This is a genomic window from Pseudomonas sp. Sample_21 (assembly GCF_004307525.1).
Classification (GTDB): Bacteria; Pseudomonadota; Gammaproteobacteria; order Pseudomonadales; family Pseudomonadaceae; genus Aquipseudomonas; species Aquipseudomonas atacamensis.
Map to the genome: position 1 here is coordinate 19,201 of NZ_RCNZ01000139.1, position 25,977 is coordinate 45,177.

Here is a 25,977-nt window from a genome sequence, read left to right on the forward strand (position 1 = left end):
AACCCGAGAGTTTGCCCCAAAACCCCGCCATGGATCCATTTTTCTCACACAAATGATGGCATTTTCCTACACGCGCCTGCGCATTGGACGACGCCAACGGTTATCCTTGCCGCGCCGCACTGACCTGTTCTTTTTTTGTATCAGCTCGGGAACTTGTGGCTATGCGCCACTTACTCATGCAAGAGTCCGGCAAAATTCGCTTGCCCGGTATCCCCCGATTTCAATTTTTGAGAGTCCTGCCATGTCTGCCAATGCCTCCACTATCCTTGTCGTAGAAGATGACGACATCGTGCGCATGCTCATCGTGGATGTGCTGGAGGAGCTGGAATTCGAAGTATTGGGGGCGAATGACGGCGAGTCTGCGCTCGCAATTCTCGGGAATTTGAACAACCACATCGATTTAATGATGACCGACAAAGGCCTGCCAGGCATGGATGGCATCGAACTGGCCAACAAGGCGCGAGAACTGCGCCCTGCTCTTCCCATCCTGTTTGCCAGCGGCTATGCCGAAACTATCGAAGTACCCGGCGACATGCATGTCATCGGCAAACCGTTTTCGATTGACCAGTTACGCGACAAGGTCAAATCCATACTGGAATAGTCCTGCGCATCTACCTGCATTGGCTGGAACCCGAGCAATCGTGATCAACCTGAACTGGCGATGAGCACGCATCACTGTGGTTTAATTGCGCCCTTTTTTAGCGCCGAGAATCCAGCGATGTCCCACTCCGTTCCCACCAAAGTCCTGGTCATCGGCTACGTCTGGCCCGAGCCCCGCTCTTCGGCGGCCAGCGGACATGTCATGCAGATCCTCGAGACATTTCTCGATCAGGGATGGGACATCACGTTCAGCAGCCCGGCCGGCCCGGGTGAACACAAGGCTGATCTGACGGCGCTGGGCGTTCGCGAAGTATCGATCGAGCTCAACAACAGCAGTTTCGACACGTTCATCAGCGAGTTGGCGCCGGATATCGTGCTGTTCGATCAGTTCATGATGGAGGAACAGTTTGGCTGGCGGGTGGAGAAACACTGCCCGGGCGCCCTGCGCATCCTGGAAACCTCCGACCTGCAAAGCCTGCGGCATGCGCGTCATCAGCGTCTGAAAGACCGGCTGAAAAGCGACGACGAGCAGACTGATTTCACCGAACTGTTCGCACCGGCATTGCACGAAGAATTCCAGCTGATGGCGAGCACCGATCTGGCCAAACGGGAAATCGCTGCGCTGTACCGGTGTGATTTGAACCTGATGATTTCCGAAGTCGAGATCGACCTGCTGGTGGAGGAATTCGGCCTGCCTCGGCAAATCCTGCATTGGTGTCCGTTGATGATTGATCTTCCGGACACCGCCGCGCCAGGTTTCGAAGAGCGCGCGCATTTCCTCAGTATTGGCAACTTCCGTCACGCGCCAAACTGGGATGCCGTGCTCTGGATGAAGACCACGCTCTGGCCGCTGATCCGCGCGCGCTTGCCTCGCGCGCAACTGCATATCTATGGCGCCTATACGCCGCCCAAAGCCACCGCACTGCACAACCCTGTCCAAGGATTTCACATCATGGACTGGGCCGAAGATGCGCTTGAAGTGATGTCGGCAGCGCGGGTCTGCCTAGCGCCATTGCGCTTTGGCGCGGGAATCAAGGGCAAACTGGTCGACGCCATGCTCTGTGGCACGCCAAGCGTGACGACACCGATCGGCGCCGAAGCCATGCACGGCGATGCTCCTTGGCCGGGAGCCGTTGCCCTGGACGCAAACACCTTCGCCGAACAGGCCGTGCAACTGTACGAAGATCCAGCGCGCTGGCAGCAAGCGCAGATTCAGGCTTCGGCACTTTTGCAGCAACGTTATCAGCTCAGCGTACATGGCCCGCGTCTGATCAACCGGATAGCTGATTGCCGACAACACTTGGCACAACTTAGAAACGACAACTTCACCGGCGCCATGCTGCGACATCACACACTCAAAAGCACTCAATACATGGCTCAATGGATCGAAGCGAAAAACCAGTTGAATCCAACAGAGCGTTAATTACATGACTTGCATTAAAAGCGAACTTTCGCAATAACACGAACATGCCTATAAACATCCTGCGCGCAACTAATCAACCACTTCGCAGGATATGCAACATGGAAAACTTCGACGATATACCAACCCATCAATGGATGGCTGATTCACCACAAATCGATAATCTTTCGTTATTCGAAATGACCCTGCCCGGCGCGCACAACGCCGGCTGTGACTGGGAAGCTTCTTATGCCCTGATTCCCGGGAAAAACTGGCTTGCCTGCCAGGACGTTTCGTTTTATTCGCAGTTGAATCGCGGCGCTCGCGCACTTGATGTACGCCTTGTTTACAACAGCAAGGCGAAACAACTGGCGAGATTCCGTTTCCAGCACAATGGATTCAACTCTTCGCGAACGCTTGAAGACCTGATCAGAGACCTCAAGGGGTTTTATGAAAGAAGCCCGAACGAGTTTATCGTTCTGGATTTTCATGAACTTTCCAACGCTACAGATCCATTCAACCATGAGGAATTCAGAACAGCTTTGCTGGAGCACCTTGGGGAACGGATCATTCCCACCGAAAATCTGCATCTGACAATTGGCCAACTCAAAGCCATCGATCCATTGCAGCGCATTATGGTAGCTGCGCCGATGACCTGGGAAACCCTGGACTTCCGCTTTTATAGCCAGATCAATCACAAGTGGATCGGCAAATCACAGGTCAGCACCTCGGATCTTTATGGCTATATAGACAACGTACTGAGCACACCTGTCAGTACGCGCCGCCCGTGGTCGCTGTCGGCAACCAGTTACACACTCGGCGGGCCACAGCGAATCCTCGACAGTCTTGACGAGTGGTTCGACCCGGAAAAATCCGATTGGGCGCGCAAGTGCAACATCATCAATTTCGACTTCATCAAGAATTCGAACATCGTGCGCTTCTGCCAAATGGCCAACTTGCAAAAGGCGCGCGACAAGCTCAGCTGAGCGGTCTCCACGGACGGCCGGACAGAAGTGGCACAAATGGCAAAAAACGAGGCATGATCGCGCAGCGATAATAAAAAAGTGCCTCGTCATGACCCGAACCGCTCGCGTGACCGACCCTTCCTACGAGTTGATGGACGACCATAACGGCTTGTCCATCATCTACCGCCAGCACGGCTTTCCCTGCCCGCTGGTGCGCTGGCATTTTCACAAGGAATACGAACTGCACCTGATCGTTGCCAGTTCCGGCAAGGTGTTCATCGGCGATTACATCGGCAACTTCTATCCGGAAACCCTGTTTCTGACCGGTCCCAACCTGCCGCACAACTGGATCAGCCAGGTCGCTGAAGATGAAGTGGTGGAGAAGCGCGACATGCTGGTCAACTTCACCGACGAATTGTTCGAGAGCGGGCATCAGGTGTTCGCTGAGCTGAAATCCCTGGCGCCACTGCTTGAGCGCGCGCAGTACGGCATCGAATTTCGCTGCAAGCGCACGATCCGTCAGGCCATGACACTTATGCAGCGGATCGCCGACAGCACCGGCATCACCCGCCTCGGGCATTTTTTCATCCTGATGGAACTGCTCGCGGCCAGTGAGGATTACCTGTTGTTGTCCGGTGCCACCACGCCGCAACTGGCCGACGAACACAACATCGACCGCACCAACCGCGCGGTCGATTACATCTTCAGCCATTACGCCCGGGACATTTCACTGGAAGAAGTGGCCGAGCACCTGGGCATGACGCCGACCTATTTCAGCCGGGTATTCAAACAGGCCACCGGACGCAACTTCATCGAATTCGTCAATCGCCTGCGCATCAGCAAATCCTGTGAGCTGCTGGCCGATGGCGACAAACCTGTGACCGAGGTGTGCTTCGAGTCGGGCTTCAACAATATTTCCAACTTCAATCGACGCTTTCAGCAACTCAAGGGCATGACGCCGTCGCACTATCGACGGCTGGCGGTGCAGCGGCTGACTGAACAGAACCATCTCTGACGACACGCCAGCTGTGGGAGCGAGCCTGCTCGCGAAAGCGGTCTGTCAGTGAAAAATCCTGTGGCTGACACACCATCTTCGCGAGCAGGCTCGCTCCCACAAAAAACCGTGCCCCGGCTGGCGAAATCTGTACGCATTCGCTAACGGTCCCTCGCGCAAAACCCCTTCCCTGCGTTCCCCCGCCCAAACCCCAGTGCAAAAAAGTATCAACAAAAGTGCTAGGGATGATTTGTCAGCTCCGCCGTGGAAGGCTGTAATCAGCGCAGATTCTTCCTGCATTCGGAAGACACAAAAACAATAACTGTCCTTCTGCCCCGTCGGGTGCCAGAAAAGGAGTGCACGATGCAACCCACTGCAAAAGCTCTGCTCGCTCTCACCTGCATGACCCTCAGCAGCGTCAGCCTTGGCGCCCAGACCCTGACCATCGCCACCGTCAACAACAGCGACATGATTCGCATGCAGAAACTCTCGAAAACCTTCGAGAGCGAGCATCCGGACATCAAGCTCAATTGGGTGGTGCTGGAAGAAAACGTGCTGCGTCAGCGCCTGACCACGGACATCGCCACTCAGGGCGGCCAGTTCGACGTATTGACCATCGGCATGTACGAAGCCGCACTCTGGGGCGGCAAGGGTTGGCTGGAGCCGATGAAGGACCTGCCGGCCAGTTACGCCCTCGACGATGTCTTCCCGTCGGTGCGCGAAGGCCTGTCGGTGAAGGGTTCGCTGTATGCGCTGCCGTTTTACGCAGAAAGTTCGATCACCTATTACCGCACCGACCTGTTCAAGGCAGCCGGGCTGACCATGCCGGAGCGGCCGACCTGGGAAGAGATCGCCGGGTTTGCGGAAAAGCTCACCCAGAAAGACAAAGAGCAATACGGCATCTGCCTGCGCGGCAAGGCTGGTTGGGGTGAGAACATGGCGCTGGTGACCACGGTCGCCAATGCTCATGGCGCGCGCTGGTTCGATGAGCAGTGGAAACCGGAATTCAGCGGCCCGGAGTGGAAAAACGCGCTGAATTTCTACGTCAACACCATGAAGAAATCCGGCCCGCCGGGCGCGTCGAGCAACGGGTTCAATGAAAACCTGGCCCTGTTCAACAGCGGCAAATGCGCGATCTGGGTCGACGCCAGCGTCGCCGGCTCGTTCGTCACCGACAAGACCCAGAGCAAGGTCGCCGATCACGTCGGTTTCACCTTCGCTCCGCATCAGGTCACGGATAAAGGCTCGGCGTGGCTGTATTCGTGGGCGCTGGCGATTCCGACCAGCTCCAAGGCCAAGGACGCAGCAAAAACCTTCAGCGCCTGGGCCACGTCCAGAGAGTACGGCGAACTGGTTGCCAAGACCGATGGCATCGCCAACGTGCCGCCGGGCACCCGCGCTTCGACCTACAGCGATGCTTACATGAGCGCCGCGCCGTTTGCCAAGGTGACGCTGGAATCACTCAAGGCCGCTGACCCGAGCAAGCCGACGCTGAAACCGGTGCCGTACATCGGCATTCAATTGGTGACCATTCCTGAATTCCAGGCAGTGGGCACCCAGGTCGGCAAGTTGTTCTCGGCGGCGCTGATCGGCCAGACCACGGTGGATCAGGCGCTGGCGGCGGCGCAGCAGACTACGGAACGCGAGATGAAGCGCGCGGGTTATCCCAAGTAAACGCTGAACGACTTGCTCCTGCCTCTTGTGGGAGCGAGCCTGCTCGCGAAGGCGTCGTGTCAGCCAGTACACATGACACTGACCCAGCGCTTTCGCGAGCAGGCTCGCTCCCACATGGGGATCTCCATAGGTCTGTATGACTCGGTTGTGAATGCCATGAATACTTCAACTGCCAAAGCCCACATCGACCTGTCGCCACCCCAGAGCAAGCTGCGGGTGCGCAATCCCGGCTGGTTTCTGGTCAGCCCTTCGGTGGCGCTGTTGCTGCTGTGGATGATCGTGCCGCTGGGCATGACCCTGTACTTTTCGATGATCCGCTACAACCTGCTCTACCCCGGCGAAAACGAATTCGTCGGGCTTGAGAACTTCACTTACTTCCTCACCGATTCGGGCTTCATGCCCGGCGCGACCAATACATTGTTGCTGGTCGGCAGCGTGCTGCTGATCAGTGTGGTCTTCGGTGTGTTGATCAGCGCGTTGCTGGAGGCCAGCGAATTCCTTGGTCGCGGCCTGGTGCGGGTGATGCTGATCTCGCCGTTCTTCATCATGCCCACCGTCGGCGCGTTGATCTGGAAAAACCTGATCTTCCATCCGGTCTCGGGGATCCTCGCCTACATCTGGAAGCTGTTCGGTGCGCAACCGGTGGACTGGCTGGCGCACTACCCACTGCTGTCGATCATCATCATCGTTTCGTGGCAATGGCTGCCCTTCGCGATCCTGATTCTGATGACCGCCATGCAGTCGCTGGATCAGGAACAGAAAGAAGCTGCGCGCCTGGATGGTGCCGGCCCGATCGCGATTTTCTGGCACCTGACCCTGCCGCATCTGGCGCGGCCGATCGCTGTGGTAGTGATGATCGAAACGATCTTCCTGCTCTCGGTGTTCGCCGAAATCTTCACCACCACCAACGGCGGCCCCGGCTACGCCTCGACCAACCTCGCCTACCTGATCTACAACCAGGCGCTGGTGCAGTTCGACGTCGGCATGGCCTCGGCGGGCGGTTTGATTGCCGTGGTCATCGCCAACATCGCCGCGATCATTCTGGTGCGGATGATCGGCAAAAACCTGACTGACAAAGCGTGAGGCCTGCCATGACCCTCCAACAATCCCGCCGCCTGCAAAGCCTGCTGCTCGGCACCCTGGCCTGGGCCATCGCGATCGTGATTTTCTTCCCGATCTTCTGGATGGTGATGACCAGTTTCAAGAGCGAAATCGACGCCTTTGCCACGCCGCCGCAGTTCATCTTCACGCCAACGCTGGAGAACTACCTGCACATCAACGAGCGCAGCGATTACTTCAGCTTCGCCTGGAACTCGGTGGTGATCTCGTTCAGCGCCACCGCCCTGTGTCTGTTGATCGCGGTACCGGCGGCGTACTCGATGGCGTTCTACGAAACCCAGCGCACCAAAGGCACGTTGCTGTGGATGCTCTCGACCAAAATGCTGCCGCCGGTGGGCGTGCTGATGCCGATCTACCTGCTGGCCAAGAGTTTCGGCCTGCTCGACACGCGCATCGCGCTGATCGTGATCTACACGCTGATCAACCTGCCGATCGTGGTCTGGATGGTTTACACCTACTTCAAGGACATCCCCAAGGACATCCTCGAAGCCGCCCGCCTCGATGGTGCGACGCTGTGGCAGGAAATGGTTCGCGTACTGCTGCCGATCGCCAAGGGCGGCCTCGCCTCTACCGTGCTGCTGTCGCTGATCCTGTGCTGGAACGAGGCGTTCTGGTCGCTGAACCTGACCTCATCGAATGCCGCACCACTGACCGCGTTGATCGCCTCGTATTCAAGTCCCGAAGGATTGTTCTGGGCCAAGTTGTCGGCGGTCTCGACCCTGGCCTGTGCGCCGATTCTGATCTTTGGCTGGATCAGCCAGAAGCAACTGGTGCGCGGCCTGTCGTTTGGTGCCGTGAAATGAAGCCTCTCAATCTAATGCGATTCACTGTGGGAGCGAGCTTGCTCGCGAAAGCGGAGCGTCATCCAACAATGATGGTGACTGACGCGGCCCCTTCGCGAGCAAGCTCGCTCCCACAAAAGAGCTTATCCAGCTCAATCGAATAACAACAATGCGGAGGCCCATCTCATGGCCAACCTGAAAATCAAGAATCTGCAAAAAGGCTTCGAAGGCTTTTCCATCATCAAGGGCATCGACCTGGAAGTGAACGACAAGGAATTCGTGGTCTTCGTCGGCCCGTCGGGCTGCGGCAAATCCACCCTGCTGCGCTTGATCGCCGGGCTGGAAGAGGTCAGCGGCGGCACCATCGAACTCGATGGCCGCGACATCACTGAAGTCAGCCCGGCCAAGCGCGATCTGGCGATGGTGTTCCAGACCTACGCGCTGTACCCGCACATGACTGTGAAAAAGAACATGTCGTTCGCCCTCGATCTGGCCGGCGTGCCGAAAGCCGAAGTCGAACGCAAGGTTGGCGAAGCGGCGCGCATTCTCGAGCTCGGCCCGATGCTCGAGCGCAAGCCGAAACAGCTCTCCGGCGGCCAGCGCCAGCGTGTGGCGATCGGCCGTGCCATCGTGCGCAACCCGAAGATTTTCCTCTTCGATGAACCGCTGTCGAACCTCGACGCGGCGTTGCGCGTGCAGATGCGTCTGGAGTTGCTGCGTCTGCATAAAGACCTGCAAGCGACGATGATCTACGTGACCCACGACCAGGTCGAAGCGATGACCATGGCCGATAAAGTCGTGGTGCTCAATGGCGGCAGGATCGAGCAGGTCGGCTCGCCGCTGGACCTCTATCACAACCCGGCCAACCTGTTTGTCGCAGGCTTTCTCGGCACGCCGAAAATGGGTTTCCTCAAAGGCAAGATTGCCCGCATCGACGGCGCCAGCTGCGAAGTTTCGCTGGACGCCGGCACGCGCATCACCCTGCCGTTCAACGCTGCCAACCTCAGTGTCGGCAGCGCAGTAACGCTGGGTATTCGCCCTGAACACTTGGAGCTGGCGCAACCCGGCGACTGCACGCTGCAGGTGACTGCCGATGTCAGCGAGCGCCTTGGCAGCGACACCTTCTGCCACGTCACCACCAGCGCCGGTGAAGCCCTGACCATGCGCGTGCGCGGCGATCTGGCCAGCCGTTATGGCGAGCAATTGAGCCTGCGTCTGGACCCGACTCACTGCCACCTGTTCGACGCTGAAGGTGTGGCGCTGACCCGCCCACTGCGCGCTGCCGCCTGATTTCGAGACTATCCGATGAAACTCAACCAACAGAACCTCAATCGCCTCGCCGCCGAAGTGCAACTGCCGGGTTACAACCTGAGCGACACCCGCCAGGGCATCGCCCACATTGGCGTCGGTGGTTTCCACCGCGCGCATCAGGCGTATTACACCGATGCCTTGATGAACACTGGCCAAGCGCTGGACTGGGCAATCTGCGGCGTCGGCCTGCGCCCGGAAGATCGCCGTGCCCGCGATGATCTGCGCGAGCAGGATTACCTGTTCACCCTCTTCGAACTGGGCGACAGCGATGACACCGAAGTGCGCGTCATCGGCGCGATCCGCGACATGCTGCTGGCCGAAGATGGCGTGCAAACGCTGATCGACAAACTCGCCGAACCGCAGATCCGCATCGTCTCGCTGACCATCACCGAGGGCGGTTACTGCATCGACGACAGCAACGGCGAATTCATGGCGCATCTGCCGCAGATTCAACACGACCTCGCCCATCCGGAAGCGCCGGGCACCGTGTTCGGCTTCCTTTGCGCCGCGTTGGCCAGACGCCGTGCGGCGGGTGTTCCGGCATTCACCGTGATGTCCTGCGATAACCTGCCGCACAACGGCGCGGTCGCGCGCAAGGCACTGCTGGCGTTCGCCGCGCTGCGTGATCCGCAATTGCGCGACTGGATCGACCAGAACGTCAGCTTCCCCAACGCCATGGTCGACCGCATCACGCCGATGACCAGCACCGCGCATCGCCTGCAACTGGCCGACAAACACGGCGTCGACGATGCCTGGCCGGTGGTCTGCGAACCGTTTGTGCAGTGGGTGCTGGAAGACAAATTCGTCAACGGCCGCCCGGCTTGGGAAAAGGTCGGCGTGCAGTTCACCAACGATGTGTCGCCGTACGAAGAAATGAAAATCAAACTGCTCAACGGCAGTCACCTGGCGCTGACCTATCTGGGCTTTCTCAAGGGCTATCGCTTCGTCCACGAGACCATGAACGATCCGCTGTTCGTGCGGTACATGCGCGCCTACATGGACCTGGATGTCACGCCGCAACTGGCGCCGGTGCCGGGCATTGATCTGAGCGAATACAAGGACACGCTGGTGGCGCGGTTTTCCAATCAGGCGATTGCCGATCAGCTGGAGCGCGTGTGTTCGGATGGCTCATCGAAGTTTCCCAAGTTCACCGTGCCGACGATCAATCGGCTGATTGCCGATGGCCGCGAGACCAAACGTGCGGCACTGGTAGTCGCGGCGTGGGCGCTGTATTTGAAGGGCATGGATGAGAATGGCGATACGTATTCGATTCCGGACCCGCGAGGGGCTTTCTGCCAAGGTCTGGTAGCGGACGAAGGGCTGACCACGGAGCGGTTGCTGGGTGTTGAAGAGATTTTCGGCACGGCGATACCGAAGTCGGCGGAGTTTGTTGCGGCATTCGAGTGGTGCTGCCAGAGTTTGCGCGAGGTTGGGGTTTCGCGGACTCTGGAACGGGTGCTCGGCTGAAAAGCCCCTCACCCTAGCCCTCTCCCGGAGGGAGAGGGAACCGACCGCGTGGTTCTTCCGTTATTCATCGACCTGAAATTCCGAGTCGAATACAGAGTGTGAAAGGCATGAAAATCTGCTCCCTTTCCCCCTCGCCCCCATGGGGGAGAGGGCTGGGGTGAGGGGGTAGCTCTTGATCTTCAGCGCAATCTGACAGGCCCATACATGACAACAACAAAGCTCTTCCTGGGTATCGACTGCGGCACCCAAGGCACCAAAGCGATCATCCTCGATGCCGACAGCGGTCAGGTGCTCGGTCTGGGCGCGGCGCCGCACACGATGATCAGCGGCGCCAACGGCCGCCGCGAACAAGACGTTCAACAGTGGCTCGACGCGTTCGTCAGCGCCACCCGCCAGGCGTTGCGAGCGGCCAATGTCGACGGCCAGGCGATCCTCGGTGTCGGCGTCTCCGGCCAGCAACACGGCCTGGTCCTGCTCGATGAGCAAGGCGCAGTGCTGCGCCCGGCCAAGCTCTGGTGCGACACCGAAACCACGCCGGAAAACGAGCGCTTGCTCGCGCAACTGGGCGGTGAGGAAGGCTCGCTGGAACGCCTCGGCGTGGTCATTGCGCCGGGCTACACGGTGTCGAAACTGCTGTGGACCAAAGAGCAGCATCCCGACGTTTTCTCACGCATCGCGCGGATTCTGTTGCCTCACGACTACCTCAACTACTGGCTCACCGGCCGCGCCTGCAGCGAATACGGCGACGCCTCCGGCACCGGCTATTTCAACGTGCGCACGCGGCAATGGGATGTGCAGATCCTGCGCGACATCGACGCCAGCGGCCGTTTGCAAGCCGCGCTGCCGGAGCTGATTGACGCGCACGCCGCCGTCGGCACTCTCCTGCCGGCAATCGCCGAGCAACTCGGCATCAACCCCAACGCCGTGGTCTCGAGCGGCGGTGGCGACAACATGATGGGCGCCATCGGTACCGGCAATATCCAGCCCGGCGCGATCACCATGAGCCTCGGTTCGTCCGGCACGGTCTACGCCTATTCGAAGGAGCCGAGCGTCAGCGCCGATGCCTCGGTTGCCACGTTCTGTTCCTCCAGCGGCGGCTGGCTGCCGTTGATCTGCACCATGAATTTGACCAACGCCACCGGTGCAATTCGCGAACTGTTCAAGCTCGACCTGCCGACCTTCAACCAACTGGTCGCGCAATCGCCGATCGGTGCCGAAGGCGTGAGCATGTTGCCGTTTCTCAACGGTGAGCGCGTCCCTGCCCTGCCCCACGCCACCGGCAGCCTGCATGGCCTGACCATGGACAACCTGACCCAGGCCAATCTGTGCCGCGCCGCTGTCGAAGGCACCACCTTCGGTTTGCGCTACGGGCTGGATTTACTCCGCCAGAATGGTTTACAAAGCCTGCGCATTTGCCTGATCGGCGGCGGCTCGAAGAGCGCGGTGTGGCGGCAGATCGTCGCCGACATCATGAACGCTCCGGTGATCTGCACCGAACAAAGCGAAGCCGCCGCACTGGGTGCGGCGATTCAAGCGGCGTGGTGCGCGTCGCGCTCTCACGGCGATGATGTCTCCCTGGCCGATCTGTGCGAGCGCTGCGTGAAACTCGACGCGCGCAGTGAAACCCTGCCGATCGCCGCCAATGTCGCGGCGTTCCAGCAGGCCTACGAACGCTATCAACAGCATGTCGCAACCCTATAACGAGCAAACAACTATGTATCTGGTGTGTGGCGAAGCCCTGTTTGATTTCTTTAGCGAAAACGATGCCAGCGGTCTGGCCTCGAAAGTCAATTTCAAGGCGATTGCCGGCGGCTCGCCGTTCAACGTCGCCGTCGGTCTGCGCCGCTTGGGCGTGGACTCGGCGCTCTTCGGCGGCCTGTCCACCGACTACCTCGGCCGCCGTTTGCAGCAAGTCCTGCAGGACGAAGGTGTGCGCCCGGACTATCTGGTGGATTTCGCCGCGCCGACCACCCTGGCAATGGTCGCGGTAGGCGCCAATGGCTCGCCGCATTACAGTTTCCGTGGCGAAGGCTGCGCCGACCGGCAACTAAGCGAGGCACATCTGCCGACACTCGGCGACGAGGTGCGCGGCCTGCACATCGGCTCGTTTTCGCTGGTGGTGCAGCCGATTGGCGACACCTTGCTTAAGCTGGTTCAGCGCGAAAGCGGCAAACGCCTGATCAGCCTCGATCCCAACGTGCGCCTCAATCCCGAGCCGAACATCGAGCTATGGCGCGAGCGCATCGCCACGCTGGTTCAACTGGCCGATCTGATCAAAGTCAGCGACGAGGATCTGAGCCTGCTCTATCCCGAGCAGGATCCGCAAAACGTGATTGAAGGCTGGCTCGAACATCGCTGCCAGATCGTCTTCCTTACTCGCGGTGGCGATGGCGCAACGGTGTTCAGTCGCGCGCATGGCTCGTGGTCGGTACCGGCGAATCCGGTGAAGATTGCCGATACGGTAGGTGCTGGCGACACCTTCCAGGCGGCGCTGATCACCTGGCTGACCGAACATTCGCTGGACTCGGTCGAAGGCGTGCAGCAGCTCAGTCGAGAGCAAATCGACGGCATGCTCAGGTTCGCCGTACAAGCCGCCGCACTGACCTGCAGCAAAACCGGTCCGGATTTGCCCTATCGTCATCAATTGAGCTGAGCGCGTAGACTGTCGACCTTTTTGCGCACGACGGAAAACAGCTCTTGAATCACAGGCACATCCTCGCCCTCCTGACCATGGCCACCCTGCTGAGCGGTTGCGGCACCTCGCCGCCCCGCTCCCCGGAAGACATCTGCGCAATCTTCCGCGAGAAAAGCGACTGGTACGACGCTGCGCAAGTCACGCAGAAACGCTGGGGCGTGCCGATCCAGGTGCCTTTCGCGATCATGTATCAGGAATCCGGATATCGCTACGACGCCAAGACGCCGCGCAAATATCTGCTTTGGGTAATTCCCTGGGGTCGCGTCTCGACCGCTTCCGGTTATGCGCAAGCCAAGGACGAAGTCTGGGCCGACTACCAGAAAAGCACCGGCCGCAACTGGGCCGATCGCGAAGACTTCGACGACGCCATCGACTTCGTCGGCTGGTACATGGACAAGACCACCTCGATCAACGGCGTGTACAAATACGACGCCTATAACCAGTACCTGAACTACCACGAAGGCTGGGGCGGCTTTCGCAACAAGACCTACGCGAGCAAAACCTGGCTACCGCCGACCGCGCGCAAGGTGCAGAACCGTTCGGATCTGTATGCGCAGCAGTATGCCGGCTGCAAGGAAGACCTCAATCGCGGGTTCTGGAGTCGGTTCTGGCATTGGTTGTAGAAGCCCTTCGCGAGCAGGCTCGCTCCCACAGGACCTTAGTGAACGCCGATTTTGTCTACACCCGAGAAACCTGTGGGAGCGGGCTTGCCCGCGATGGCAATCTCTCAAACACCATCAAAGTCTATGAAAGGCCCGATTTCACTGACCCAAACCGCCCTTCTAAGGGTTTTCCCTATGGCATCAAGGCCCCACACCTACGCCATTTGCGCCTTGAATGAGGCCGTCTAATCCTGCAACATCCATCACCTGCTTATTCAACGGACGGAATTCAAGGCATGCTGGACGCCAATGCAACCCACATCACCCTCACGATCGAAGACGCCAACGCCGACCTGCAAGTCCTCAGCTTCACCGGTCGCGAAGCCCTCAACGAACCGTTCCGTTTCGACCTCGAACTGGTCAGCGCCCGCCCCGACCTGAAGCTCGAAGAGCTGTTGCACAAGCGTGCCTGTCTGACCTTCGGCGCTACCGGCGAAGGTAAGATTCACGGCCAGGTCTATCGCATCGAGCAGGGCGACTCCGGCAAGACCCTGACCCGCTACAGCATCAGCCTGATGCCGCAACTGGCCTATCTGCAGCACAACCATGATCAGCAGATCTTCCAGCAACTGACGGTGCCGAAAATCATCGCCCAGGTGCTGGAAGATCGCGGCATTCTCTCTGACGCCTACAGCTTCCAGCTCGGCGCCGAGTACCCGGAGCGTGAGTATTGCGTGCAATACGACGAGTCCGACCTGCATTTCATCCAGCGTCTGTGCGAAGAGGAAGGCATTCACTTCCACTTCCAGCACAGCAGCAGCGGCCACAAACTGGTGTTCGGCGACGATCAGACGGTGTTCCGCAAACTGAAGCCGGTCAGCTACCAGCAGGACTCCGGCATGGCTGCGGAGAAACCGGTGATCAAGCGCTTCAACCTGCGCCTGGAAACCCGTACCACCCGCGTCAGCCGTCGCGACTACGATTTCGAAAAACCCAAGCTGCTGCCCGAAGGCGCGGTCAAATCCGAATTCGCCCCGGACCTAGAAGACTACGATTACCCCGGCCGCTTCACCACCCGCGAGCGCGGCAAGTTCCTCTCAACCCGCGCCCTCGAACGCCATCGCAGCGACTACAAACTCGCCGAAGGCAAAGGTGATGAACCGACCCTCACCAGCGGCCATTTCCTCACGCTCGCCGAACACCCGCGCGCCGAGTGGAACGACCTCTGGCTGCTGCTGGAAGTCTTCCACGAAGGCAAACAACCGCAAGTGCTCGGTGAAAACGTCACCAGCGACGTCACCGACAACAAAAGCGATTTCCACCAGGGCTACCGCAACAGCTTCCTCGCCACCCCGTGGGACGCGCACTACCGCCCTGCCCTCGAACACCCGAAACCGAAAGTCCTCGGCAGCCAGACCGCCGTCGTCACGGGTCCTGCCGGTGAAGAGATCCACTGCGACCAGTACGGCCGCATCAAGGTGCAATTCCACTGGGACCGCGACGGCCAGTCCGACGACAAGACCACCTGCTGGATGCGCGTCGCCAGCGGCTGGGCGGGCGCAGCCTACGGCGGCATCGCCATCCCGCGCATCGGCATGGAAGTCCTCGTCACCTTCCTCGAAGGCGACCCCGACCAGCCCCTCGTCACCGGCTGCCTATACCACAAGGAAAACGTCGTCCCCTACGACCTGCCGGCCAACAAGACCCGCAGCACCTTCAAAACCCTCAGCTCCCCGGGCGGCAAGGGCTACAACGAATTCCGCATCGAAGACAAGAAAGGCGCCGAACAGATCTACATCCACGCCCAGCGCGACTGGGACGAAAACGTCGAACACGACCAGAAAATCCGCGTCGGCAACGAACGCCACGACACCGTTGAAGCGAATGTGTTGAGCGAGTTCAAGGTCGAAGAGCACCGGATCACCCATCTGGACCGCATCAGCGAAATGCGCGCGGATGATCACCTGACGGTGGGTGTGACGCAGCATGTGAAGGTCGGCACGGCGCAGTTTGTTGAGGCTGGGACGGAGATTCACTATCACGCTGGTGACAAGGTGGTGGTTGAGGGTGGCATGGAGCTGACCGCCAAGGCTGGTGGGAGTTTTGTGAAGGTTGATGCGGGTGGGGTGACCATCAGCGGCGCGGAAGTGAAGGTGAATTCGGGTGGTGGTCCTGGGGCCGGCACTGGCATTCAGATCCTCGCCCCATTCATTCCGGGACTCGCAGCCATTGATAACGCCGGACGCCTGATGCAAACGCGCGCTAACCAGATGATGCAGGCGGAATCCCTCGCCGTGACGCCGAAACTCAAAGCACCTACCGGCATCTGCGTCGAATGCCTGAAAAAAGCCATGCGCGAAAAACTCGCCCTGCAATCGGGGGCCAATCGATGACAAAGAGTGACGCAGCGAAAGCCTGGAGCGAAGCGCAAAAGAACGCTCAGTCGATATTCGCGATCGTTGAGATCGGCCTGTTGCCGGAACCCGCTCGATTGCAGTTCGTCAGAGTTGACCCGTCACGACGGCCGTTGATGGCGCAACCGGAATTCGCCGAACTGCGCAACTACGGCCCGTGGCTGGTCGACGTTGGCCACATGGAATTCGAGGCCTTTCTCGCTCACGAACATTTCACCGGCTGCACCGCAATGGCCAGTTGGATTCGTACCGACTGCCCAGCCGACAAGCTCGCCGCTCACCTTAGTGATGCGTTGCTGGCAAAGAATGAAGCAGGCGAAGTCTTGATGATCCGTAGCTACGCGCCAGAAGTCGTGCCAATCCTGCACGCACGCGATGATCTGTCTTGGCATGCGTGGCTGTTTGGACCGCTGCAGGAGTGGTGGGTGCCAGCAGAAGAAGATCAATGGCACTGTCTGAAGGGACTCAACCTTGAAAAGCCCGGAAGATACGAGCCTATCTTTCTTGACGGAAAGCTGTGGACGGACATGGAGATCGATCCTCTACCCTACAGCCTCACCACTGAACTGGAAAAAGAAGCGCCTGAAGTGTTTGCCAGCACCTGTCACGGCGCCCGTTTGAAACAAGTGAAAGAAGCGCTGGACGCTGGCCGCAGTGAAGGTTTAACGGACGCGGAAGACGTCACTCTATTTGCCACCCTGCGGTTGATGAACCCTAAGTTTCCAGAGAACTGGCCGATGTGGACTCAAGCTAAGGAGCGAACATTTAGAGAAAAACTGCCGCTTGGAATCGTTATACAGCAGCTGTCTGACTGAACCTTCAATTTCTATATAACATCGCTTTGTAAAATGACACGGGAAACATTGATGTCGCTGACCATGAATAGCTCGAATGAACGACGATGGAAACGCCGATCTTCAGCGATCGTAATTCTGATTCTCGCGGTATTTTTCGTGGGATTTTATATTTACACCAAAACCCGAATATCCGGCGCTGCTCTCACCTCCCACAATTATATGAACAGACCAATAGGTAGCTTTTGGGTAAATGACAACTGGGGAGGAAATGGTGGCGTGACCTGTTGCTGGAAGATGTCCGGCGACACTGCGAAGGTAGTTTGGATCCTGAGCATGTCGAAAGCTCAGGAGGATCAAGGAATGAAAATAGAAAGACATGAAGAACTAATGCCTATGCCAAAGCGCAAGGCTGGGGACGACACGCTGCATGTTTACTTTCTTCCCGGTAATAAAATAGAGCTCACGTGGTCTGCAACTACGCTTGATAAAAACTCATTCCGCGAAAATACGACTAAAGAAACCAATGGACAAGGGAGTCATCCATGAGCGAACCAAAAAACTTATGCGATGCACAAGCCATTAGCTCGCGCTTAAGTTCGTCCACAGGATTAAAAAAGAGTTCAACGCTACCATGTGAAGCAACATTACATGTTGGATTTTTTTTCGATGGAGTTAGTAGAAACCTAGAAGACGACTTAAAGGAAGAAAGAGTTACCAATATTGGCCGCCTTTTTCTCGCGTATCCACACGAGGAGAACTCTGCACCATCCGATCCGGCCAGTCAGCATCATAAATTCTATATATCTGGGCTTGCCACATCGTTTGACGCTACCTTAGGCACGAACTCGACTACTAGCGCAGCCAACCTCAACGGCGCAATCAGCAAAATCAAAGACGACGTTTCCAAACTACCGAAAGATAATTCCACGGAAGCTGTTGTTGACGTAGGCAAAGACGTATTAGCCGGGAAAAACTGGTGGGACAACTTTACAAACAACCTAAAACCCAGGAATCTTATTTCCGCTATTGCTACTACAGCAGCCAAGGCTTCGGTCGAAGGTATTTCTCCCGTCCGTGACCAAGAAATAGTTTTCAGTTTACTTAAAACTGGTGTAGACACTCGCCTAGAGGCCGCAAGTAATCGTTTTGAAAAGCTTGTAGAGGACGTCAAAAAATCGAACTCGATCTCGATCAAAAAAATTTCAGTATCGGTGTTCGGTTTCGATTATGGCGCTACGCTTGCGCGAGCCTTCGCTCATAAATTATTTGAGGCGTGCGACCCTGGTACTACCGTCTACAAAGGTGCAAAGCTGGAAGTGGTTTTCGCTGGGCTGTTCGATGCGGTAGATCGAAGCATGGAAGCATCGGTGGTTCGAGATTTTTTACTGCCAATTTCCAATTCAGTGGATGATGGAGAGTGCTTGCCAGGTCCAGTCAAGTCGGCACTTCACCTAGTTGCTGCTCATGAGTGTAGAGGTGACAGGCGTGCACGTCTAATCGGCACCGGATCGCTTACCCCCCGATGGGAAGAACGGTTGGTTCCGGGCACGAGCTCTGACGTAGGGGGCGGATTGGCGAAAAAAAGTGCCTCGCACAGCCGAGAGCTGCACATGGTGGCTTTGCACGAAATGTATCGTGCCGCCTATAGTGCTGGAGTCCCCTTCCCCTCTATGGCGAAACTTCAAGAAAAAGATAGATACGTGGCTAGCTTCTTCGAATTTCATGATCACATCAATGGCACCGGCGCTATTGAGGCGAGCAAACGATACACGAGCCTAGCTGGCAATAAAAAAGTGTCTGCCGACGCTTTTCTAGCTCATCGCCGCTTATACATCCAAAGACTTCGTGGACTTTGGGAATTGTATAGTGGACAACACCGTGCTTATAGCGAACAAGAAGATCGCTTGAAACGCCCATTATTGGGTGACTCCGGAACATTGAAACGCTTGCTGGGAATGGGCAGTGAAACAGAAGTTCAAGCTAGTAAGCGCGACGCGGCTCTGGAACAAACTCGCAAAAGTAAAGATGTACTTCGCAGCGAGCTTGGCTGGTTAGAGGACGTTGATAGGGAAGCCAAACGCCTGAGCATCGGACTCGCAACTAAAGCAGAAAAAGCATTGCTGGACGAATGGTTTGTGAAGGAGTCGAAGAGTCTCAGCTTCGATATTGAGGACCTGCTGGAATTCTATGTAAATGACAAATTCATGGTAAGCCAAATGTCACAATCACCAAGCTCGACCAAGTATTTTTTAGTCAGAGAATTTGACATTCCTGACCTAAATAAAACAAAAGGGATGGCCCCCGACTTTATGGAACAGATGATGCGAAAAACGCCCGCAGACTCTTCAGGTGCATCGACCTAAAAGCATGAGACTCAAGGTCTGAGAATGAATCTTTTGATTTGGATTCCATTCTATTGACGGATATTGCGGAGGACGAATGCCAAAAAAACAGAATTCGCGACGGAAATAAATAGCTCTCGCGGTAAACGGCCTGGCGGCTTAGTTATGCGATCCACGCCCAGCGCGACGGGGAGGAAAACATCGAACACAACCAGAAAATCCGCGTCGGCAACGAACGCCACGACACCGTTGAAGCCAATTTATTGAGTGAGTCCAAGGTTGAAGAACAACGGATTCCCAATCTGGAACCCATCAGTGAAATACGCACGGATGATCACCTGATTGTGGGCGTCACGCAGTATGTGAAGGTGGGTCCAGTGTCGTCTGCTTCAGCAGCAGGCTGTTGAGCGCATACTAGGATTGATTGTCCGCCAAGCGGAAAAGCAAGGAACAATAACCCTTGCCCAAGCACAATTTGAAGAAGCATGCATGAGCATGAATCGGTTCGGAACCAAAGCCGCAGACGAAGCAGAACAGCTATATTGCGAGAATCGACTGCATATGGACAATTTCATGTCAGAAGCAATTCTGCGACTGCACGACGATGCGAACGACGAAATGCGTGCCCGGTATAAAGCGCACGTGAACCTTTTAGGCGCGAACCTAGATGGCTTTTGTCACAGAACCCGATACTACGGACAAACTTTTGTTCCTGGCGGAAAAGCAAAATATGTCCCTCCAGCTAAATACATCAAGGGATAAAAAATGTTGCGCACACTTATATATATAGCAACCGCAATTGCAACCCTCTTATCAAACAATGTACTTGCCGAGCTTACACCAACTCAGCAGGCCGCAAAAACTCGTGGGATAATGCTTTTCAATCAATACAAACCAGCAGAACTGGAACTTCGCATAGCAGCCGAAGCGGGCGATGCGGAAGCACAATTCTATTTAGCTGACGAGCTTCGTCAAAAAAAACAAGGAATGACTGTCGAAGCGCAAAAATGGTACGAGGCATCAGCATCACAGGGTGATTATTATGCGATGTTTAAACTCGCCACCGTATCGGAAGACCTGTGCTCGGTTGTCAACCAATGTCCTGCTAGTAGTAAAAAACCAAGTGACTGGCTAGATTTATTGATAAAAACTGCTACGCCTCGCGCTTTGGGTGGCGACGGCGAAGCGATGGCTGTGCTTTACAACGCGACTGCAGAGTTGGATTGGTTGCAGAAATCAGCAGCGGCTGGATATGCGCCGTCACAGTGGTTACTCGCTAATCGTTACGCCGAGGGGGAAGGCACATTTTTGCTACCTTGGAAAAGAAAGAGTGCCGAGGAGGAGTTGCTAAAGGCTGCTTCGGAAGGAGGTTACCCTCCTGCAATGATCGAATATATTTCGATTCTTTCCCAGCGAAATGATCTGGCAGGTGTTCGGCATTGGTGGGAAGAAGCGGCGAAAACCGGTTATCAAAATGCCGTCGCAACCTATGGTGCATATCTTTCCCACACGCCCGACAAAGTTGGCTACCCCGTCGATTTGATCAAGGGCTACGCACTGGTCTCTTTGCTTAAAGAATTGGATGGCGGTGGAAACGTTCAAGTCTATGTGGAAGGGAAGCTTCCTAAAATTGCTGCAAAAATGACATCGAACCAGATTGAGGAAGCGGAAAAATATGCAATTGAGTGGAAGGCCACCCACCCGCCCCTTTCTTTCTTTCCAAGGAAATTAGGTTTTTAATTAGTAATGAAGCAGAATGCAAGAAATAACCGGTACGAGGCTAATCTTCCCGAATTAGAACAATCGACAGCCTTGTCGATCGCGCTCTGCCGTATCGTTTTCAAAAGTTTTGCAAAGACCGATATACCAGCGAAACAACTGCAATCGAAAAACAACTCAGCACTTACACTGATGAAGGTGATCCCCACTACGCTTATTTTATTAACGCTAGCGTCGACCCAGTCATTCGCGCTTACGAACGAACAATCTCGGGCAAAAATCAAGGGCATTGAGCTATACAATCAATACAAAGCGACTTCTGCAATCCCGTTTTTAACAACAGCGGCAGAAGCGGGAGACCACGAAGCTCAATATTATTTAGGAGAAGTTCTTCGTAAGAAAAATCATTACATGAACGAGGAGGCCAAGAAATGGTATGAAGCGTCAGCAGACCAGAGCGATCTCTATGCCATGATCCAATTGGGCCGCATTGAGCATGATATATGTAAAATATCCAACGACTGCCCTCCTTCTCACAAGCAACCAATAGAATGGTTAAATCAGGCAAAAAAAATAGCTCAAGAAAAAGCCGAGGCTGGTGATGCGGAGGCAATGTGCATAATGTATGAAATCACGCTAGATGATGCGTGGTTGGAAAAATCCGCCTCTGCGGGAAATGCATTTGCGCAATACTGGATGGCGGTATCCCTCAAACAAGGTGATGGTTTTCTCATGCCTTGGAAACGAAGCGAAGCAGTTGAAAAGTGGTTTAAGCTATCTGCTGAAGGCGGCTACCCAAAGTCAATGATGGAATACGCTGCGATATTGTATGAGCGCGGCGATATAGAGGGATTTCGCCACTGGAATGAGCAAGCAGCAATAGCAGGTTATGCGGAATCAGTGTATGGATATGGCTCATATCTTGCTCATGAGCCCGACACATATGGATTTCCATATGACCCCGTTAAAGGCTACTCTCTAGTTTCATCCTTAAGCATTCTGGACGGCGGGGGTGGAATGCAAGAAAACGTTGAATACAAACTCCCTCTCATTGCAGCCAAGTTGACCCCCGCGCAAATTTCCGAAGCACACGAGCAAACAAAGAAATGGACTGCGACACATCCACCACTGTCCTTTTTTCCCGAAAAACTGAGTCGTTAATGTACTTTAATCAATGATGAGGTAGGGCGGGAAATACTTAATGGCCGTAATCAGGATCATTGCTCCTGGTTATGGCTGATCGGCAATCGCTTCAATGCAAATATCTTTGGTTAAATGTGCTTGCCGTATGATCCCCGATCTATTCAGCCTAATTAGTCCAATTAACCCTCCCTTAATTCTCAAATCAAAGACTCTACAGTACTGTTCTGCTCAGGCATCTCGCTGAAATCGACTGCAGCAGGGTCGTCAGGCTTCGTGCCGGGCGCCTATCCGTTACGCTGGAGTCTTCTCATGAACATCCGTCCCTTCCTGCTCTCCGCCACCCTCGCCTGCGCCGCTTTCGCCGGGTTGGCCCAAGCCACTGATACCTCCGCCACTTCCGATGCCTTGCCCTACCAATGCGGCATGCCACTACACGTGGCGAAGGTGCTTTCGCTAACCGAGCCGCCGACCCTGGAATGCAAAGTCATCACCGCCGACATGAAATACATCGACAACACCGGCAAGCCCGCACAAATCAGTTACAGGAAATTATCTGACGCATGCAGTCGGCAGAACTGACAGACGCTTCTGATTTTCCGGTTCGCCATAGGCGTGGAGTGGCTCCGGCGGTTATGCTCGGGGCCTTCCCTACTGCCGCAAGGATTGGCCATGCAGTTGTCGTTCCGCACGTTGTCGAGCTTCACTTCAATCCTGTGTTTTCTGCTGGCGCTGGTCTGGGGATTTTTTCCGGAGGTGCTGCTGGCGATCTGGAGTATTGGCTATTCGGAAGGCACTGGCGTAGTCGCAAGGCGCAGCGCGGTGCTGTTTGCGGCGTTGGGGGTGATGTTTTATTTGCTGCGCAATGCTCCGCCGTCAGCGGCACGCAGTGCGCTGAGCAATGGTTTTATCGTCGGCTGTTTCGGTTTGGCTGCGTTGGGTTTTGGCGAGTGGCTCAATGGCCATGCCGGCCCCGGGATTTTGCTCGCGGTGCTGGTCGAGTTCGCGCTGGGCCTGGGTTTCGTGCAGGCCCGGCGCGTGACGGTCGAACTGGGTGAAACGGTGGGTTAAACGGCTCGAGAACGAGCGCTGGTTTGATGTGTCGTGGTTTGTTGCGCGAGGTCGGAACGCAGGCCTGCGACCAGGTTGTTGATTTCACGGCAGCTGTTCAGGCGGCTGGCGTCGATTCCACTGACGTAGAGATCGGCCTGGTCGGTCCGATGGTCGCCAAATACTTTGACGGACATCGACAAGTCGGGTGACAGCGTGCACTGGCAGCGTTTCGGCAGGAAGCTGCTTTCAATGATATTGCGTAATTCCAAGGCAGATAAAAACATGGCGAACCCTCTCCTTTCTGTGCGATTGCCAATCAAGTATTCACGCTGACCCTTTGCTGCGCCTTCACGGGTGTGCCCCCGCTGTTTCCTTGGTGCGGCAAATGGTGGTACTGCGAAATGCCCATTGGAGTGTAGGCGTCCAAATCCGGTGCGCCTCACCGGAAGAACGCATAAAACGTGCCTTTGATCGGTTCGTTTGGCGCCCTGCAAAATCAAGCACTTGGAAAGATGGCCAGTATCCTGCTATTTGCAAAATGCATGAACCGACCGCCCATCCACTGCAATCTGCAATCTCCGGCCGAATTTGCTTTCGAAGACCATGACGGCAAGAATGTCTCCCATTGCAATTCAACTCGCACGGAGGCTTCCATGAATTCCTTACGCATTTGCGCGATCACTGGGCTGTTAATCGCCAACCTTTCCACCCTCGCCCACGCCGCCAAGCTCGAAGACGTGGCGCCGTATCCCAAAGCCGAAGCCGGGTTTACCCGACAAGTCATCCATCTGCCCAAGCAAGAGCAGGAAGAGAATTTCCAGGTTGAAATTCTCGCCGGCAAAACCCTCGAAGTTGATTGCAATCGCCAGCGTCTGGGCGGTGTTCTCGATGAAAAGAACCTGCAAGGCTGGGGCTATCCGTTCTATCGCCTGGAAAAGGTCATCGGCCCGATGAGCACGATGATGGCCTGCCCGCCCGGCAGCCAGAAAAAGCGCGCTTTCGTTCCGGTTGTCGGTGACGGCTTCATGTTGCGCTACAACAGCAAGTTGCCAGTCGTGGTGTACGCGCCATCGGACGTCGAAGTGCGCTATCGCATCTGGTCGGCGTCGGAAAAAGTCGGCACCGCCCTGCAGGAATAACCCGAGCGCTTGTTACGCCGGCACGCCGCAAGCAGCGGCGCGTTCGGCGACATGGCGCAGACTGTCGAAGTTGATGTTGGCCCCGGAGTCGAGGGCGACGAATGTCTGATCGCGAACGCCGCTGCGCGCCACGTACTGCTTGATCCCCGCCACGGCCAGCGCACCTGAAGGTTCAGTGATCGAACGGGTATCGTCGTAGATATTCTTGATCGCGGCGCAGAGCTCGTCATTGCTGACCGTGATTACCTCATCTACACAAAAACGGCAAACCTCAAAGCCATACGCGCCGATCTGCGCAACCGCTACGCCGTCGGCAAAGGTACCGAGGCTCGGTAGAACCACCCGCTCGTCCGCGCGCAATGCGGCTTGTAGACAGGCCGAATGTTCGGATTCGACGCCAATGATCCGCACTTCCGGGCGCAGGTATTTGACGTAGGCCGCGATACCGGCGATCAAACCTCCGCCGCCGACCGGGATAAAGATCGCATCCAGCGCGCCTTGATGCTGGCGCAGGATTTCCATTGCCACGGTGCCTTGGCCGGCGATCACGTCAGGATCATCGAAGGGTGAAACGAACGTGCGTCCTGTCTCCTCGGCCAGTTGCAGCGCGTGGGCCAAGGCAAAGGGAAAACTCTCACCGTGCAGCAATGCTTCGGCACCGCGACTGCGCACCCCGAGCACTTTGAGCTCAGGGGTGGTAGACGGCATGACGATCGTCGCGGCAATGCCCAATTCCCGTGCGGCCAACGCTACACCCTGCGCGTGATTACCCGCCGACGCGGTGATCACTCCCCGCGCTTTCTGCTCTCCGCTTAGTTGCACGAGTTTGTTGTACGCACCACGGATCTTGAAAGAGAACGTCGGTTGCAGATCTTCGCGCTTGAGCAGGACCCGATTGCCCAATGCTTGCGACAATGCCGGCGCAGGCTGCAACGGGGTAGGCACCGCAATGTCGTACACCGGCGCTGCCAGGATCTTTTTCACGTAATGCTCAAGCAGGGCTTGCTGGTCGGGGCTGTGCGGCATGGTCGTCTCCTGACAGTTTTCAGAACCCCGGAGACAGAAAGTAAAAACCCGCCTCTAGGGCGGGTTGGGTGCTGCAGTCGTGAGCTAGCCCGCCAAATGAGGAATGGCGGTGATAATGCTTGGCTGGCAGCGCGATACAGTGAAAGTCATGGGCTCGAAATTAGCCTGCCGGCGGATGACAAGTCAATGGTCAATTGCGCGTCGCGCCGGTAGGCTGGCACTTCTGCTCATCACACCAAGGAAGGAAAGCATGATGTCCATCGCCCTGCCTCTCACCGCTTTGCTCGCGTTCAGCGGTTACACCGTTTCGGTAATGCTCCAGGCTGAACAGTCACTGATCGACTTCGGCCTCAGCCTGATGTCACGACCGGACACTGCGCAAGTGGTCATCGATCTGTACCTGCTGGCGACACTGGCCGGTGTATGGATGGTCAAGGACGCCCGGTCTCGGGGACGCTCCGTCTGGTCGGTAGTGCCTTATTTGCTGCTGACCACAGTGTTCGTTTCAGTGGGGCCGCTGTTGTACCTGGTGATTCGCGGAATTCAGGAACGGCGCAAATCTGCCGCTGCGCCGTCGGCCCAGCCTCACAATTTTGAATCTTCCTGAGAACTGAACAGTCACTGCAAATGAGAACAACAACTTCCGCTCCAAGCCGATGAAAGTGGAGATTGACCATGAACATTCGCCAAGTGCTGTTCGCCGTCCCGCTGCTGGTCGCTGCCCTGTCCAGCCCTGCTG

24 protein-coding genes and 1 pseudogene are annotated in these 25,977 nt (G+C 56.4%); 23 read left to right on the top strand and 2 right to left on the bottom strand.

Annotated elements, in window-relative coordinates:
- The first annotated feature begins 241 nt into the window (after positions 1-241).
- From D8U71_RS27120 to D8U71_RS27225, 21 genes and pseudogenes are all read left to right on the top strand, one after another.
- The gene (locus D8U71_RS27120) at positions 242-601 is read left to right on the top strand and encodes a response regulator (RefSeq protein WP_130889126.1); all 360 of its coding nucleotides are present in this window, start codon (positions 242-244) and stop codon (positions 599-601) included.
- Positions 602-718: 117 nt separating this feature from the next.
- On the top strand, positions 719-2,023 hold the full coding sequence (locus D8U71_RS27125; RefSeq protein WP_130889127.1) for a glycosyltransferase: 1,305 nt from the start codon (positions 719-721) through the stop codon (positions 2,021-2,023).
- A 98-nt stretch (positions 2,024-2,121) separates the two neighbouring features.
- Entirely contained in the window at positions 2,122-2,985 is an 864-nt protein-coding gene (locus D8U71_RS27130) for a phospholipase (RefSeq protein ID WP_110600427.1), read from the top strand.
- Positions 2,986-3,073: 88 nt separating this feature from the next.
- Positions 3,074-3,979, top strand: a complete 906-nt coding sequence (locus D8U71_RS27135) for an AraC family transcriptional regulator (protein WP_125926540.1) — start codon at positions 3,074-3,076, stop codon at positions 3,977-3,979.
- A 342-nt stretch (positions 3,980-4,321) separates the two neighbouring features.
- On the top strand, positions 4,322-5,632 hold the full coding sequence (locus D8U71_RS27140) for a sugar ABC transporter substrate-binding protein (RefSeq protein WP_130889128.1): 1,311 nt from the start codon (positions 4,322-4,324) through the stop codon (positions 5,630-5,632).
- A 156-nt stretch (positions 5,633-5,788) separates the two neighbouring features.
- On the top strand, positions 5,789-6,715 hold the full coding sequence (locus D8U71_RS27150) for a sugar ABC transporter permease (RefSeq protein ID WP_125926537.1): 927 nt from the start codon (positions 5,789-5,791) through the stop codon (positions 6,713-6,715).
- An 8-nt stretch (positions 6,716-6,723) separates the two neighbouring features.
- Positions 6,724-7,554: a carbohydrate ABC transporter permease gene (locus tag D8U71_RS27155; RefSeq protein ID WP_016774872.1), complete on the top strand. Its 831-nt coding sequence runs from the start codon at positions 6,724-6,726 to the stop codon at positions 7,552-7,554.
- A 165-nt stretch (positions 7,555-7,719) separates the two neighbouring features.
- Complete coding sequence (gene ugpC, locus D8U71_RS27160; protein ID WP_073476158.1) at positions 7,720-8,823, top strand: sn-glycerol-3-phosphate ABC transporter ATP-binding protein UgpC; 1,104 nt, start codon at positions 7,720-7,722, stop codon at positions 8,821-8,823.
- 15 nt (positions 8,824-8,838) lie between these two features.
- Positions 8,839-10,311: a mannitol dehydrogenase family protein gene (locus tag D8U71_RS27165; RefSeq protein WP_130889129.1), complete on the top strand. Its 1,473-nt coding sequence runs from the start codon at positions 8,839-8,841 to the stop codon at positions 10,309-10,311.
- A 204-nt stretch (positions 10,312-10,515) separates the two neighbouring features.
- Positions 10,516-12,012, top strand: a complete 1,497-nt coding sequence (gene xylB, locus D8U71_RS27170; protein WP_130889130.1) for a xylulokinase — start codon at positions 10,516-10,518, stop codon at positions 12,010-12,012.
- A gap of 13 nt (positions 12,013-12,025) precedes the next feature.
- On the top strand, positions 12,026-12,964 hold the full coding sequence (locus D8U71_RS27175) for a carbohydrate kinase (protein WP_130889145.1): 939 nt from the start codon (positions 12,026-12,028) through the stop codon (positions 12,962-12,964).
- Between the two features lie 77 nt (positions 12,965-13,041).
- Positions 13,042-13,629 carry a hypothetical protein gene (locus D8U71_RS27180; protein ID WP_125926635.1) on the top strand — a complete coding sequence of 196 codons (588 nt, stop codon included), beginning with the start codon at positions 13,042-13,044 and terminating at the stop codon, positions 13,627-13,629.
- Positions 13,630-13,904: 275 nt separating this feature from the next.
- Complete coding sequence (locus tag D8U71_RS27185) at positions 13,905-16,001, top strand: type VI secretion system tip protein VgrG (protein ID WP_130889131.1); 2,097 nt, start codon at positions 13,905-13,907, stop codon at positions 15,999-16,001.
- Positions 15,998-16,837 (top strand): DUF4123 domain-containing protein, encoded by an 840-nt coding sequence (locus D8U71_RS27190; protein WP_177434946.1) that lies wholly within the window; start codon positions 15,998-16,000, stop codon positions 16,835-16,837. Before D8U71_RS27185 ends, D8U71_RS27190 begins: the two co-directional genes overlap by 4 nt.
- A 51-nt stretch (positions 16,838-16,888) precedes the next feature.
- Positions 16,889-17,365, top strand: a complete 477-nt coding sequence (locus tag D8U71_RS27195; protein ID WP_177434102.1) for a DUF3304 domain-containing protein — start codon at positions 16,889-16,891, stop codon at positions 17,363-17,365.
- Positions 17,362-19,182 carry a DUF2235 domain-containing protein gene (locus tag D8U71_RS27200; RefSeq protein ID WP_125926530.1) on the top strand — a complete coding sequence of 607 codons (1,821 nt, stop codon included), beginning with the start codon at positions 17,362-17,364 and terminating at the stop codon, positions 19,180-19,182. The genes D8U71_RS27195 and D8U71_RS27200 overlap by 4 nt, the downstream gene beginning before the upstream one ends.
- Before the next feature lie 149 nt (positions 19,183-19,331).
- Positions 19,332-19,535 (top strand): annotated as a pseudogene (locus D8U71_RS28715) (type VI secretion system tip protein VgrG); the annotation flags it as partial.
- A 391-nt stretch (positions 19,536-19,926) separates the two neighbouring features.
- Positions 19,927-20,901, top strand: a complete 975-nt coding sequence (locus tag D8U71_RS27210) for a sel1 repeat family protein (protein WP_056789724.1) — start codon at positions 19,927-19,929, stop codon at positions 20,899-20,901.
- A 171-nt stretch (positions 20,902-21,072) separates the two neighbouring features.
- Complete coding sequence (locus D8U71_RS27215) at positions 21,073-22,041, top strand: sel1 repeat family protein (protein WP_177434103.1); 969 nt, start codon at positions 21,073-21,075, stop codon at positions 22,039-22,041.
- 291 nt (positions 22,042-22,332) lie between these two features.
- Positions 22,333-22,602, top strand: a complete 270-nt coding sequence (locus tag D8U71_RS27220) for a DUF2790 domain-containing protein (protein ID WP_130889133.1) — start codon at positions 22,333-22,335, stop codon at positions 22,600-22,602.
- 90 nt (positions 22,603-22,692) lie between these two features.
- Positions 22,693-23,091: a hypothetical protein gene (locus D8U71_RS27225; protein ID WP_122746120.1), complete on the top strand. Its 399-nt coding sequence runs from the start codon at positions 22,693-22,695 to the stop codon at positions 23,089-23,091.
- On the opposite strand, the gene D8U71_RS27230 is transcribed toward D8U71_RS27225, so the two are convergent.
- Entirely contained in the window at positions 23,088-23,357 is a 270-nt protein-coding gene (locus D8U71_RS27230; RefSeq protein ID WP_016774885.1) for a DUF1652 domain-containing protein, read from the bottom strand. The genes D8U71_RS27225 and D8U71_RS27230 overlap by 4 nt on opposite strands.
- Positions 23,358-23,726: 369 nt before the next feature.
- Here D8U71_RS27230 and eco point away from each other — a divergent pair, with 369 nt between their 5' ends.
- Positions 23,727-24,212, top strand: a complete 486-nt coding sequence (gene eco / locus D8U71_RS27235; RefSeq protein WP_125926527.1) for a serine protease inhibitor ecotin — start codon at positions 23,727-23,729, stop codon at positions 24,210-24,212.
- Positions 24,213-24,224: 12 nt separating this feature from the next.
- Here the strand turns inward: eco and ilvA are convergent, their stop codons facing one another.
- The gene (gene ilvA / locus D8U71_RS27240; RefSeq protein ID WP_130889134.1) at positions 24,225-25,238 is read right to left on the bottom strand and encodes a threonine ammonia-lyase, biosynthetic; all 1,014 of its coding nucleotides are present in this window, start codon (positions 25,236-25,238) and stop codon (positions 24,225-24,227) included.
- A gap of 250 nt (positions 25,239-25,488) precedes the next feature.
- Here ilvA and D8U71_RS27245 point away from each other — a divergent pair, with 250 nt between their 5' ends.
- Positions 25,489-25,845, top strand: a complete 357-nt coding sequence (locus D8U71_RS27245; protein WP_130889135.1) for a DUF2834 domain-containing protein — start codon at positions 25,489-25,491, stop codon at positions 25,843-25,845.
- The last annotated feature ends 132 nt before the right edge of the window (positions 25,846-25,977 follow it).